The organism is Micromonospora sp. Llam0, from assembly GCF_003751085.1.
In the GTDB taxonomy this organism is placed as follows: Bacteria; Actinomycetota; Actinomycetes; order Mycobacteriales; family Micromonosporaceae; genus Micromonospora_E.
The window spans coordinates 332,907-345,932 of the sequence record NZ_RJJY01000002.1 but is presented as its reverse complement, the minus strand read 5'-3'; the positions used below and the strand labels follow the sequence as shown (position 1 = coordinate 345,932).

Here is a 13,026-nt window from a genome sequence, read left to right as displayed (position 1 = left end):
GATCAGTCCAGGGTGACGTAGTCGGGACCGGAGTAGACCCCGGTGTGCAGCTTCGACCGCTGCATCAGCAGGTCGTTGAGCAGGGTGGAGGCGCCGAACCGGAACAGGTCGGGGGTGAGCCAATCGTCGCCGGCGGTCTCGTTGACCAGCACCAGGTACTTGATCGCGTCCTTGGTGGTACGGATGCCGCCGGCCGGTTTGACGCCGATCCGCCGCCCGGTGGCGGCGTGGAAGTCCCGGACCGCCTCCAGCATGATCAACGTGACGGGCAGCGTCGCCGCGACCGGCACCTTGCCGGTGGATGTCTTGATGAAGTCACCGCCGGCCAGCATCGCCAGCCAGGAGGCGCGGCGCACGTTGTCGTAGGTGGCCAGCTCCCCGGTCTCCAGGATGACCTTGAGGTGGGCGTCGCCGCAGGCCTGCTTGACCGCGACGATCTCGGCGTACACCTGCTCGTAGCGGCCGGCGAGGAACGCCCCCCGGTTGATCACCATGTCGATCTCGTCGGCGCCGGCGGCGACCGCCGCCCGGGTGTCGGCCAGCTTCACCTCCAGCGGCGCCTGCCCGGACGGGAAGGCGGTGGCCACGCTGGCCAGGTGCACGCCGGAGCCGGTGAGCGCCTCGGCGGCGGTCGGCACCATCGACGGGTAGACGCAGACGGCGGCAACCGACGGGCAGTCCGGGTCGGCCGGGTCGGGGCGGCGGGCCTTGGCGCACAACGCGCGGACCTTGCCGGGGGTGTCGGCACCTTCGAGAGTGGTCAGGTCGACCATCCGGATCGCCAGGTCGATCGCCCGCGCCTTGGCGGTCGTCTTGACCGACCGGGTGCCGAGCATCGCGGCCCGCTGCTGCGCCCCGATCTGGTCGACGCCGGGCAGCCCGTGCAGGAAGGCGCGCAGGGTCGCCGCGCTCCGCCCCACCTCGGCCAGATCGTGGCGCGCGGGTGCCGGTGTGCTCACCGCTGTCCTGCCCGCGTGTCCTGTCATGCCCGCGAGTCTACGTCGCCAGCGAGTTCACGATCTTGGCCGTCGTCCGATCGGACGAGCAGACTTAACGGCGCTGTTGGCCTACCGTTACATCATGTTGGCCCCGGTGACCCACCGTGCCTGACGTGCGAGCAGTGCACTTCACCGACACGTACCTGCCCCGCCGCGACGGGGTGGTCACCTCGCTGCGGACTCTCGCGGCGGCGTCGGCCGCCGCCGGGCATCCCGGCCTGATCGTGGTGCCCCGGCATCCGGACCAGCCGGCCGAGGCGGACGTGCTGCGGCTACGCGCGCTGCCCTGCGGAGTCGCCGACCTGCGGTTGTCGCCGTGGCTGCTGCGCGGCGCCGCCGCCACCGGCACCATCGCCGAGATCGCCGCCCACGCCCCGGAGGTGGTGCACGTACACACCCCCGGGCCGGTCGGGCTGCTCGGCGTACTCACCGCCCGCCGGCTCGGTCTGCCGCTGGTCCAGACCTACCACACCGACCTGCACGCGTACGCCGACGCGTACCGGGTGCCGGCCCGCGCGCTCAGCGCCGGCGTCCGGCTGTACGCCCGCCGGCTCGGCGTGCCCCGCCCGGCGGCGGCACCGGCCGGCCACGCCCGCGACCACCGGCCGATGGCCAGCGGCGCGGTCGCCCGCCGCCGGGCCGCCATGGACGCCACCAACACCTTGCTGCTCGGCGGCGCCGACGCGGTGGTGGTGCCGACCCGGGCGGTGCTGGACCGGATCCATCTGCCGGTGCCCGCCGACCGGGTGCACCTGGTGCCGACCGGGGTCGCGGCCCGCCGCACCACCGCCGACGAGGTCAACGCCTTCCGGTACGGCCACGGCATCACGCCCAGCGACCGGGTGGTCCTCTATGTGGGTCGGATCAACCGGGAGAAGGGCATCGACCTGCTGATCGCCGCGTTCGAGCGGGTGCTGGCCGGCTGCCCGGCCGCCCGGCTGGTGCTGGTCGGTGCCCTGTACGAGCCGCGCTGGCTGGCCGGGCTGCTGCGCTCCATCGACCCTCGGGTGGCTGCCCGGATCACCCTCACCGGCCAGCAGGGCCCGGAGGTGGTGGCTGCGGCGTACGGGGCCGCCGAGGTGTTCGCGTTCGCCTCGCAGACCGACACCCAGGCGTTGGTCCTGCAGGAAGCCGGCCTGGCCGGGGTGCCGGTGGTACTGGTCGACCGGGCGTTGCACGCGCACGGCGCGCTCGCCGGTGCCGCGCTGCGCACCGATCCGCAGCCGGGTGCGCTGGCCGGCGGGGTGCTGCGGCTGCTGCTCGACCCGGACCCGGCCCGCCGGCAGGCCGCCATGGCGGCGGCCCGCTGCGCCGAACACACCCCGGCCCGCTACGCCGAGGCGATCCGTGAGGTGTATGCGTCGGCCGCCGGGCTGGCGAGTAGGTTCAACGACCGTGGACGTACTCGTAGTTGATCACCCTCTCGCCCAGTCCCGGCTGACCGCGATGCGCGACGCCCGGACCGATTCGGCGGCGTTCCGCGCCGCGCTGCACGAACTCACCACCATGCTGGTGTACGAGGCGGCCCGATCCTTCCCGGTGGAGTCTTTTCCGGTGACCACCCCGGTGGCGCCGACCGACGGGGCCCGGCTGGCGAACCCGCCGCTGCTGGTGCCGGTGCTGCGCGCCGGGCTCGGCATGGCCGACTCGGCGTTGGCGCTGCTGCCTGAGTCGTCGATGGGCTTCGTCGGACTGGCCCGCGACGAGGAGACCTACCAGCCCCGGGCCTACCTGGAGTCGCTGCCGGTCGACCTGGCCGGCATCCCGGTGCTGGTGCTCGACCCGATGCTGGCCACCGGCGGTTCGCTGGAGCACTGCTGCCGGCTGCTCGCCGACCGGGGTGCCACCGAGATCACCGTACTGTGCGTGCTCGCCGCGCCGGCCGGCATCGACCGGTTGGACCGCTCCGGCCTGCCGTTGCGGCTGGTGACCGCGTCGATCGACGAACGGCTCAACGAGAAGATGTTCATCGTGCCGGGGCTCGGTGACGCCGGTGACCGCCAGTTCGGCGGGATGCCGCGCTTCTGACCGGACCTTCAGCCGGCGGCGGTCCAGCTCCAGCTGGTCGCCACGCCGTCGACGAACGGCATCACGCCGTGGAAGACGGTTGGCTGCTCGGCGAAGACCAGCGGCAGGAAGTGCCGGTCGCTGGGCCACATCGGCACCCGGCCGGCGAGGACGTCGGCCAGGTCGGTCCAGACCAGGGTGCCTTCCGGGCAGTCCGGCCGGGGCTCGCCGGACCAGGTCGGCACCCGGAACAGGAATCCGAACCAGTTTTCGCTGTGCCGACCGAAACCCGGCCAGGAGATGGTCCCGGCCAGCTCGACCCGCCCGCACTCCAGCCCGGACTCCTCCCGGATCTCCCGGCGCATGCCGGCGATGACGTCCTCGTCCGGCTCCAGCTTGCCGCCCAGCCCGTTGTAGTAGCCGTAGTGGATGTCGTCCGGCCGGGTGTCGCGGCGCAGCATCAGCACCTGACGTCCGTCGGGGGAGAGTACGTAGCCGAGGGTCGCGATGATCGCCTGCACCTGGTCACCATAGGTACCCGGTCGCCGGTCAGCCGCAGCGGTGTCCCACCAGCACCTCGGTGGCCGGGACCGGGTCGGCCGCCGCCAGCGGGTCCGGCTGTGCGGGATACCCGGTGTCGCGGTGGCGGGTCTGCTGTTGCGGCGCGGCGGCCAGCCGTAGCTGCGGGCCGACCGGGAACCGGCCGACCGGCGGGCGCAGCAGGCGCTGCGCCAGCTCGGTCGCGGTGAACGGGGCGCGGGCCGCTGCGGTCTCCGGGTCGACCTCGTACGGTGACGGGGTCGGGAAGTAGCGGTTGAGGAACTCGACCCGCAGCCGGCGGGCGACGGAGTCGACCGCGTCGGTGAGCTCGGTGTCCAGCCCGAACGCGTCCACGTCGCGCCGGTCGAGCAGCCGGTGCAGCCGCAGCGCGGCGTCGGGGGCGGCCGGGTCGACGCGGTGCCGGCGCAGTGACCCGGGGATCGCGGTGCCCCGCAGGTACGACCAGTGCGGGTGCAGCGAGCGGATCAGTGACACGTCGTCCGGATGCCGGATCTGGTGGCTGCGGATCCGGGCGACCATCTCGGGAATGCTGGTGCAGATTTCGGCCAGTGTGGAGCGGCGCACCGGTAGCGGTACGCCGACCGGGGTGCCCGGGTCGACGAGGCGGTCGAACTGGTCGGCGAAGACGCGTCGCGCGGCGGCCACCGCCGGGTTGTCTCCCGAGACGGCCGGCTGGCCGTCTCCCCGGACCGGCCCGGGCGGCGGGCTGAGCAGCACTTTCGGGATCCCGTTGGCTTCGAAGAAGGTGGTCCGGTCGACCGGCCGGCCGAGAAAGACGTTGCCGGGCAGGTAGAGGAACCGTTCGGCCAGGCCGTCGATCTCGTGCACTGCGGATTCGACGGCGTACGGGTTGAAGGTGGGCAGCACGGTGTGGCCACCGAGCAGGTCGCGGTGGTCGACCACGGTCAACCGTTGATCGTCCACGTCGAGCCAGCCCGGCACCTGGTCTGCGGTGATCAGGAAGATCTGCCGGATCCAGGGCGCGTGCAGGTGGACCGAGCGGAGCAGGTGGCGCAGCTCCTCGGTGCCGTCCCAGCCGACCCATTCGTCGCCAACGTGGCCCGCCGGGCTGGCACCGCTGTCACCGCGGCGGTGGCGGTGCCGGTCGGCGCGCCGGGCCGGTGGCACCGGCCCGGCGGCGCGGGCCATGGCCCGCTGTCGGCGGGACCGCCACCGCGGGTCGGTCGGGTCGGTCCAGCAGCAGACCAGGTCGACCGGGAAGTCGGGCCAGGTCGCCGGCCGACGGGTGAACGAGGTACGGGTCACATGCCGGGCGATCCGGTCCTCCGGCGCGAAGGCGCAGGCCTCAGCCTCGGTCAGCCGTACCGGGGCCGACCGGGCCGGGACCACGGCGGTGACGTCGTTGCTCCGTGGCGCGTGCAGCCGGTCACCGTCGACGGCCCAGAACTCGACCTCGCATGCGGCCTGCCCGCCGTACGTGAGCTGACCGTCGACGCTGGTCACCGCCTGGAAGACGCGGATCGTCGGGGCACGGCGCAGCCGCCAGCGTGGCCGGGTCGGCAGCCGACGGTGCCGGCGCTCGGCGACCGCCGCCCTTAGACCGCCGACACCGCCGAGGGCCCGCAACGCGGCGGTACGCTCGCCGGCCGGCACCCCGACCCGGCTGCGGAGCCCGGATGCGGCCGGGATGACGAAGTGGTCCACCCCGGCCCGGGTCAGTGCGTCGGTGACGAGGTGCAGGTTGCGCCGGTGGGCGTTGAGCGGGCTGATCGTGTCGTCGACGACGGCCAGGACGGGTCGCCCGTCCAGTACGGACCATCGGCGGGGGAGGCCGGCGGCGGTCGGTCGGGCCGGTCGCAGCCGTCTGGCCAGCCAGCATCGGGCGGCCTGGCCGGGCCGCCGGGTCAGCCGGAACAGGGCGGTCTGCCGGTGGAAGGGGAGCAGCGCGTACCGCCGGTGCGTCGCGGCGGTCAGGTAGGCGAAGCAGCGGCTAGCCAGCATAACCTGCTAAACGAGCAGCAATATGAATTGGTCGCGCCTAACGGGTCAAACGGACATTATTTGATGTTCAGGGCGGCCGATGTCTCCGAACGCAGCCGTGCCAACGCCCGATCGGCCCGTTCGCGGGCCGCAGCCGGGTCGCCGTCGCGTACCGGCTGGACCACCTCCAGGTACGCCTTCAGCTTCGGCTCCGTCCCGGAAGGACGGACCACGACCCGGGCGGTGCCGGTACGCAGGATCACCACGTCGGCGTCGGGCAGCAGATCCTGCGTCGCGGTGACCGGCTCGCCGAGCAGCGTCGTCGGCAGGTTCGCCCGCAGGTACGCCATCGCGGTGGCGATCTCGCTCAGCTCGTCGACCCGCACGGCGAGCTGGTCGGTCTGGTACACCCCGAACTCGGTGGCCAGTTCGTCGAGCCGGTCGGCCAGGCCCCGACCGGCCGCCTTGAGCTCGGCGGCCAGCTCGGCGGTGAGCAGCGCGGCGGTGATGCCGTCCTTGTCGCGTACCTGGTCGGGTGCCACGCAGTAGCCGAGTGCCTCCTCGTAGCCGTAGACCAGCGGCACGTCGGTCCCGTCGGTGAGGTCGCTGCCGGCCCGGACGATCCACTTGAAGCCGGTGAGGGTCTCGGCGTACGGCTCGCCGCGCGCCGTGCAGAGCGCGCCGAGCAGCGACGACGAGACGATGGTGGTGGCGTAGCGGCCGTGCCGGCCCTGGCGCATCAGGTGGTCGGCGAGCAGCACACCCAGCTCGTCGCCGCGCAGCATCCGCCACCCGGCGCCGGGGTCGCCACCGGCGTCGGGGTCACCGTGCGCCGGTACGGCGACGGCGCACCGGTCGGCGTCCGGGTCGTTGGCGATCGCCAGGTCGGCTCCGTGTGCTCGGGCCAGCGCGACGACCCGGTCCATCGCGCCCGGCTCCTCCGGGTTGGGAAACGCCACGGTCGGGAACTGCGGATCCGGCTCGGCCTGCTCGGCGACGACCAGCGGTGCCGGGAATCCGGCACCGACGAACGCCTCCCGCAGCACCGCCCCACCGACGCCGTGCAGCGGCGTGTACGCCACGGTCAGCGCCCGGGAGGTCGCCCGGTCCACCACCGCCACGGCGGTGCGCAGGTAGCCGGCCACGATCTCGTCGTCCAGTGTCTTGCCGGGGCCGCCGAGCGGCACGTCGACGAGCTTGCCGACCGCCCGGATCGCCGTCTCGATCTGCTGGTCGGCCGGCGGCGCGATCTGCGCGCCGGCACCGGCCGGTCCGCCGAGCTGAGCGCCGAGGTAGACCTTGTAGCCGTTGTCCTGCGGCGGGTTGTGGCTGGCGGTGACCATCACTGCCGCCACCGCGTCGAGGGCGCGGACCGCGTACGCCAGCACCGGGGTGGGCAACGGGCGGGGCAACAGGTAGGCGTCCCGCCCCGCACCGGTGACCACCTCGGCGGTGCGCACCGCGAAGGCCCGTGACCCGTGCCGGGCGTCGTAGCCGATCACCACCGGTCCGGTGCCGCCCTGCTCGGCCAACCAGCTCACCAGCCCGGCGGCGGCCCTGGTGACGACCTGCAGGTTCATGCCGTTCGGGCCGGCCCGCAGCGGGCCGCGTAGCCCGGCGGTGCCGAACGTCAACGGCCCGGCGAACCGGTCGGCCAGCTCGGCCGCGCTGCCCGGCAGTTGGTCCAGCAGGGTCAGCAGTTCGGCGCGGGCGGCCGGGTCCGGCTCGTCGCCGAGCCAGGCCGCCACCCGCGCCGGTAACGCCGCCGAGTCGCTGGCTGCCGCTGGCAACGTCGCCGGGTCGCCGGCTGCCGCCGGCTGGTCGATGGGCATCGGTCAGCCGGCCTCGGCGAGCTGGAAGGTCCGGACCATCTCCTCGAAGACCGGCAGGCTCTCCTCGAACCGCGCGTCCGGGGTGGTGAGGAAGAACGAGTACGCCTTGCCGTTGGCGACGACCGCCCGCCACACGCCGTGCCGTTTGTTGTCGCCGTCACCGCAGGTGTACTCGAACTGGACGGCCTGCCGACCGGCCAGCTCGACGTCGGTGGTCATGTCGAGCTGGGCGTACGGCCGGGCGCAGGACTGTGATTCCGGCCGCTTCAGGCCCTTCTCGGCGACCTCGGCCCAGCGTTGCACCGATGAACCGGACGGCTCGACCACGATCCGGACCTTCCGGCCCGCGTCGTCCGGATCGGTGAAGTCGGTGTACAGCCCGCCGCTGGCCTTCTCCCAGTTCTCCGGCACGTCGACGGTGACGCCGCGCTCGTTGACGGTCTTCGTCGGGATGGCCGGCGCGGGCTCCTCGGTGATCTGCGGCGCGGTCAGCGTCGGCTGCTGGGGCTCGCCGGAGCCGCTGTTGAACAGCACGGTGGAGATCAGCAGGATCAGCAGGGTGGCGCCGGCCGCCGCGCCGATCTGCACCTTCCGGTCCCAGCTCTTCACCTTGTCGACGGCGCTGCCGGTGCCCTGCCGGAGCCCGGCGATCGCCTTGTCCAGCATCGCGCCGGCGGTGGTGGCACCTCCCGGTGCCGGCCGAACGGCCGGCGGTTGGTCCCAGCCCTGCTGCCCGTCACCCCAGCTCGGCGCCGGCATCGTCCCGGTCGGGCTGAGCAGCGCGTCGCCCTGGCCGCCCTGCTGTCCGTGACCGCCCTGCTGGCCGTGGCCGTGTCGACCCGGCTGCTGCCCACGCGGACCGGGTACGCCGGCCTGACTGATCGGCATCGCGGCGGTCGCCCCGGCGACCGGTGAGGTCGGGTTGGCGTTGTCCAGCCCGGCGGCGGACCACTGCGCCGCGCTCGGCATCTGCCGGCCGGCCTTGCGTAGCTCGGCCAGGCGGTCGGTGAGTGACTCGTCCGGGCCGATCATCGCCCGGCCGCCGATCTTGCCGGTCGGCTGGGGCTGCGCCGGTGGCGCCTGCTGCTGCCAGCTGGGCGGCCGCTGCACCGAGACCACCGCGTACGGGTCGGTGACCAGGTTGGCCGGGGCCTTGCTGGCCAGCGGCCCGGCCAGCAGCTCGCGCAGCATGCTCCGGGCGGTCGGTACGTCGAAGCGCCGGGACGGGTCCTTCTCCAGCAGGCCGAAGAGTACCTCGGTGAGCGGGCCGGAACGCACCGGGACGGCGGGCGGGTCCTCGACGACGGCGTGCATGGTCTCGATCGGGTCGCCCTTGTCGAAGGGCGGGCGCCCCTCGACGGCGGTGTAGAGCGTGACGCCGAGGGAGAACAGATCACTCGGCGGCCCGAAGTCCTGGCCCATGGCCCGCTCCGGGGAGATGAAGTGCGGCGAGCCGAGCACCATCCCGGGCGTGGTGAGCTGGACGTCGGTGGGCATCCGGGCGACACCGAAGTCGGTGAGTACGCAGCGACCGTCGGTGCAGATCAGCACGTTCGCCGGCTTGACGTCGCGGTGCAGGACGCCGATGGCATGGGCGACCTCCAACGCGCCGAGCAGCGCGATGCCGATCTTGGCGACCGCGCGCTGGGCGACCGGGCCGTCCTCGATGACCATGTCGGCGAGGCTGCGGGCGTCCAGCAGCTCCATCACGATCCACGGGCGGCCACCCTCGGTGACCACGTCGTAGACCTGGACCACGGCCGGGTGCTGCAGTGCGGCCGCCGCGCGGGCCTCCCGCAGGGTGCGTTCGTACATCGCGTCGCGGTCGCTGGGGGCCAGCCCTGGGGGGAGGACTACCTCCTTGACCGCCACGTCGCGTCGGAGCAGGGTGTCGGTGGCGCGCCAGACGGTGCCCATGCCACCGTGCCCGACCGCGGCACGCAACGAGTACCGGCCACCGATGGTGGCGCCGGGTGCCGCCCGTGCGCTGGTAGAGCTGACTGGTCCGCCACTCCACGTCGGAATCTGAGTCACAGGAAATGCCGCCGAGAGAAATTGAGGGGCCGGGGAACCAACCCCTCTATCTTGCTGGGTCGCTCGGCGGAACGAAAGCTACGCGCCGAGGTTGGTGAGAAGTCCACTCTGTGTCGTTGTGTGGTAGCCCAATGTACACCGGATCGGACTCTAGGTGCGCAACCCGTCACGGTGTCGTTATCAGATGGCATGCCCGGACCGGGGGGTGTCACGACAGTCAGATATCTGTCAGTTTTTGGTCGAACCGGCTGCCGGGTCGCTGCGTGGCTCGTTACTCGGCGTAGGAGGTGTGGGACCCATGGCTGCCTACGATGGTGACATTCGGGGCGGACCGCAGCGGTCCGATCGCCTCTACCAGGCATTCCATGACAATACGCGATGCGGTCACTACCCGAATGACGTTGCGCAGCGTTACCGTCCCCGGTCTAGGCTGTCGGAGTCCCATCCCATCCACAGTGATCGAGAATCTGACGTGACGAGTGCGTTGACGTTGCCCACCGGCAGCGAGATGGCGTCGTCCTGGCCCGATCCACTGCCAGGTGCCCAACCCCTGCCGGCCGGGCTGGACCAGTTGCTCGATGTCCGCGGGCGGCAGTTGACCGCGATCCGGCGGCACCTGCACGCCCACCCGGAGCTGTCCGGCCACGAGTTCGAGACCGCCGCGTTCATCGCCAACCAGCTCACCAGGATGGGGCTCACCGCCCGGCTGCTGCCCAAGGGCAACGGCGTCATCTGCGACATCGACGCCGGCCCCGCCGACGGCCCGGTGGTCGCGCTGCGCGCCGACATCGACGCGCTGCCGCTGGCCGACGTCAAGGACGTGCCGTACCGGTCGACCGTGCCGGGCGTCTGCCACGCCTGCGGGCACGACGTGCACACCACCGTACTGCTCGGCGTGGCGATGCTGCTCGCACAGCTCGCCGACCGCGGCGAGCTGCACCAGCGGGTCCGGCTGATCTTCCAGCCGGCCGAGGAGATCCTGCCCTGCGGCTCGCTGGAGGTCATCGCCGCCGGCGGGCTCGAGGACGTCACCCAGATCTTCGCGCTGCACTGCGACCCGAACCTGCCGGTCGGCCGGGTCGGGCTGCGGGTCGGCCCGATCACCGCGGCGGCGGACAACATCAGCGTGCGGCTGACCGGCCCGGGCGGTCACACCGCCCGCCCGCACCTGACCGTCGACCTGGTCAACGCCCTGGGCCGGCTGGTCACCGAGGTGCCCGCGCTGGTCAACCGGCGGGTGCCGGCCAACGCCGGCCTGCTGCTGGTCTTCGGTCAGGCGTCCGCCGGCACCCAGTACAACGTGATCCCCAACGAGGCGAGCGCGGCCGGCACCCTGCGGGTGCTCGACCGGCCGACCTGGGACGCCGCGCCGGACATCGTCACCCAGATCATCCGGGAAGTGGTCGCCCCGACCGGCGCGACGGTCGACATCGAGTACCTGCGCGGTCGCCCACCGGTGATCAACGATGCCGCCGCGATCGGCGCGCTCACCGCCGCTACCGCAGCGGCCCTCGGCCCCGCCGCCGTCGCCGACACCCCGCAGAGCATGGGCGGCGAGGACTTCTCCTGGTACCTGGAGTACGTGCCGGGTGCCCTGGCCCGCCTCGGCGTCGGCCGCGCCGAGGCCGGTAGCGACCTGCACCGCGCCTCGTTCGACGTGGACGAGCGGGCGATCGCCGTCGGCGTCCGCCTGCTCGTCCACACCGTGCTGCAGCTGGCCGAGGCCGACTGACCGGCGGATCAGCGGGCCGGCGCGTCGCCGCCGACCCGGCCGCCGTCCGTGCTGTTGTCGCCCGCGCCGTTGCCGTCCGTACCGTCGTCGTCACGTCGCGGTGTCGGCACCGCGGCGCCTCCGGCCGCCGCTGCTGCCGGTGCGCCGCCGGCGGGTGCGGTGGCGGCCGCGACCGGCCGGGACCGGCCCCGCGTCGTGCGTACCAACCAGAACACCCCCAACGCGGGTACGCCGAGAGCGATCAGCCACGGCAGCAGCGCGCCGACCACGGTGACCAGCACCTGCATCGACCCGACGAACGCCCGCCAACCGGCCCCCAACCCGGCCAGGAAACCCAGCTCCGACTCATCGTCGACCGGCGGCGTCGCGTCCGGGCCGATCAGCTCGACGGTGATTCGCGACAGCGTCACCAGATCGTCCAGGCCACGTTTGCGGGCTTCCAGCGACGCCAGGTCCGCCTCCCGCTTGGCCAGCTCCGACTCCAGCATCACCAGGTCGGCCAGGGTTTCCGCTTCGGCCAGCAGCGCCCGGCCGCTGCGTACCCGGGCCTGCTGGGTGGTGATCCGGGCGTCCAGGTCCAGCACCTCCTCGGTGACGTCCTGGGTGGTCAACTCCCGGCTGACCTCCTCGCCCAGGCGGGACAGCCGGTCGACGACCCGGTCGAACTGCTCCGCCGGCACCCGCAGCTCCAGCGTGGCCCGGCCGTACGACTCGTACTCGGAGCGCTGGTCGCGCCCGACGAACCCGCCGACCGAGGTGGCGATCGTCGCCGCCTCGCCGGCCTTCGCCGGCACGTCGGTCACCTGCACGGTGATCGACCCGGAGTAGATGATCGACCGGTTGCCCACCGCCAGGTCGACCGGTGAGGTCCCGTCCGGCCGGTCGGCCTGGCCGCCCCGCTCACCGCCGCCGGCCGTGTCCGCACCGGCCGCCTCCTCGCCGCCCGCGTCGTCCCCGCCGGTCAGTCCGCCGTCGCCCGGCGCACCACCCGCCGGCGCCGGCTCGGCCCGCTGCGGCATGTCGGCGGAGCTGCTGACACCGGAGTCCTCCGACCCCGAGCAGCCGGCGAGGATCAGCAGGGCGAGCAGGGCCGCCGTGCCGGTCGCCGTGCCGCGCCGGCCACCGGTGCGCCACCGGCCTCGTCTTCCGTTGTTCACAGTCAAGGGGTGCTCCTCGAAATCGTCATACGCGTTCACCAGGTGTCGGTCAGACGCGCGGCGCGAGCCGGCCGGTTCCGGCAGACTGCGAGGCGGCAGATCACGATTCGGCTCACAGGGGGTCACGGTGCGACTGACCAAGTTCGGGCATTCCTGCGTACGGGTGGAACGCGACGGCGGGGTGCTGGTGATCGACCCGGGCGCGTTCAGCGAGCCGGCCGCGCTCGACGGCGTCGACGCGGTCCTCGTCACCCACGAACACTTCGACCACCTCGACGTCGGCCAGTTGACCGACGCGCTCGCCCGACGACCCTCGGTGACCATCCACACTCACCCATCGGTGCTGCCCAAACTGGACGGGCTCGGCGAGGTGGCGACCGCCGTCGAGTCAGGGGAGCGCTTCGAGGCCGCCGGCATCCCGGTCCGGGCGTACGGGGGATGGCATGCCGAGATCCACCCCGACCTGCCCCGGGTGCCCAACCTCGGCTTCCTGATCGCCGACTCGGTCTACCACCCGGGCGACTCGTTCGACGTGCCGACCGACGCCGAGGTGGACACCCTGTTCGTGCCGGTCTCCGCGCCCTGGCTGAAGCTCTCCGAGGCGGTCGAGTTCGTCCGCGCGGTGGCCCCGCGCCGGGCGCTCGCCCTGCACGACGGGCTGCTCAACGACGCCGGGCACAAGGTCACCGACGGCAACATGACCAAGCTGGCCGGCTGCGACTACGCCCGGCTGCCGGCCGGCACCTCGGTACGCTGAGCCGGGG

The 13,026-nt window shown here is 73.0% G+C and carries 10 protein-coding genes; 4 read left to right on the top strand and 6 right to left on the bottom strand.

Annotated elements, in window-relative coordinates; all coding sequences use genetic code 11:
- Positions 1 to 2 precede the first annotated feature (2 nt).
- A complete protein-coding gene (deoC, locus tag EDC02_RS28605; RefSeq protein ID WP_123605434.1) occupies positions 3 to 986 on the bottom strand; it encodes a deoxyribose-phosphate aldolase in 984 nt (327 codons plus the stop codon).
- A gap of 125 nt (positions 987 to 1,111) precedes the next feature.
- Here deoC and EDC02_RS28600 point away from each other — a divergent pair, with 125 nt between their 5' ends.
- Both EDC02_RS28600 and upp read left to right on the top strand, forming a co-directional pair.
- Positions 1,112 to 2,413, top strand: coding sequence for a glycosyltransferase (locus EDC02_RS28600; protein ID WP_158632342.1), 1,302 nt, complete (start codon positions 1,112 to 1,114; stop codon positions 2,411 to 2,413).
- On the top strand, positions 2,394 to 3,026 hold the full coding sequence (gene upp, locus EDC02_RS28595; RefSeq protein ID WP_123605432.1) for a uracil phosphoribosyltransferase: 633 nt from the start codon (positions 2,394 to 2,396) through the stop codon (positions 3,024 to 3,026). Before EDC02_RS28600 ends, upp begins: the two co-directional genes overlap by 20 nt.
- Before the next feature lie 8 nt (positions 3,027 to 3,034).
- On the opposite strand, the gene EDC02_RS28590 is transcribed toward upp, so the two are convergent.
- The 4 genes from EDC02_RS28590 to EDC02_RS28575 are packed head-to-tail and all read right to left on the bottom strand — an operon-like array spanning position 3,035 to position 9,373.
- Positions 3,035 to 3,526 carry an 8-oxo-dGTP diphosphatase gene (locus tag EDC02_RS28590; protein WP_123605431.1) on the bottom strand — a complete coding sequence of 164 codons (492 nt, stop codon included), beginning with the start codon at positions 3,524 to 3,526 and terminating at the stop codon, positions 3,035 to 3,037.
- A 28-nt stretch (positions 3,527 to 3,554) separates the two neighbouring features.
- The gene (locus tag EDC02_RS28585) at positions 3,555 to 5,528 is read right to left on the bottom strand and encodes a hypothetical protein (RefSeq protein ID WP_123605430.1); all 1,974 of its coding nucleotides are present in this window, start codon (positions 5,526 to 5,528) and stop codon (positions 3,555 to 3,557) included.
- Positions 5,529 to 5,584: 56 nt separating this feature from the next.
- Positions 5,585 to 7,339 carry a phospho-sugar mutase gene (locus EDC02_RS28580; RefSeq protein ID WP_123605429.1) on the bottom strand — a complete coding sequence of 585 codons (1,755 nt, stop codon included), beginning with the start codon at positions 7,337 to 7,339 and terminating at the stop codon, positions 5,585 to 5,587.
- Positions 7,340 to 7,342: 3 nt separating this feature from the next.
- Entirely contained in the window at positions 7,343 to 9,373 is a 2,031-nt protein-coding gene (locus tag EDC02_RS28575) for a serine/threonine-protein kinase (protein ID WP_123605428.1), read from the bottom strand.
- A gap of 472 nt (positions 9,374 to 9,845) precedes the next feature.
- Between EDC02_RS28575 and EDC02_RS28570 the strand changes: the two genes are divergently transcribed.
- The gene (locus EDC02_RS28570; RefSeq protein ID WP_123605427.1) at positions 9,846 to 11,105 is read left to right on the top strand and encodes an amidohydrolase; all 1,260 of its coding nucleotides are present in this window, start codon (positions 9,846 to 9,848) and stop codon (positions 11,103 to 11,105) included.
- 8 nt (positions 11,106 to 11,113) lie between these two features.
- Here the strand turns inward: EDC02_RS28570 and EDC02_RS28565 are convergent, their stop codons facing one another.
- Positions 11,114 to 12,262, bottom strand: a complete 1,149-nt coding sequence (locus EDC02_RS28565; RefSeq protein WP_158632341.1) for a DUF4349 domain-containing protein — start codon at positions 12,260 to 12,262, stop codon at positions 11,114 to 11,116.
- A gap of 127 nt (positions 12,263 to 12,389) precedes the next feature.
- On the opposite strand from EDC02_RS28565, the gene EDC02_RS28560 reads away from it, so the two are divergent.
- The gene (locus EDC02_RS28560) at positions 12,390 to 13,019 is read left to right on the top strand and encodes an MBL fold metallo-hydrolase (RefSeq protein WP_123607185.1); all 630 of its coding nucleotides are present in this window, start codon (positions 12,390 to 12,392) and stop codon (positions 13,017 to 13,019) included.
- Positions 13,020 to 13,026 lie beyond the last annotated feature (7 nt).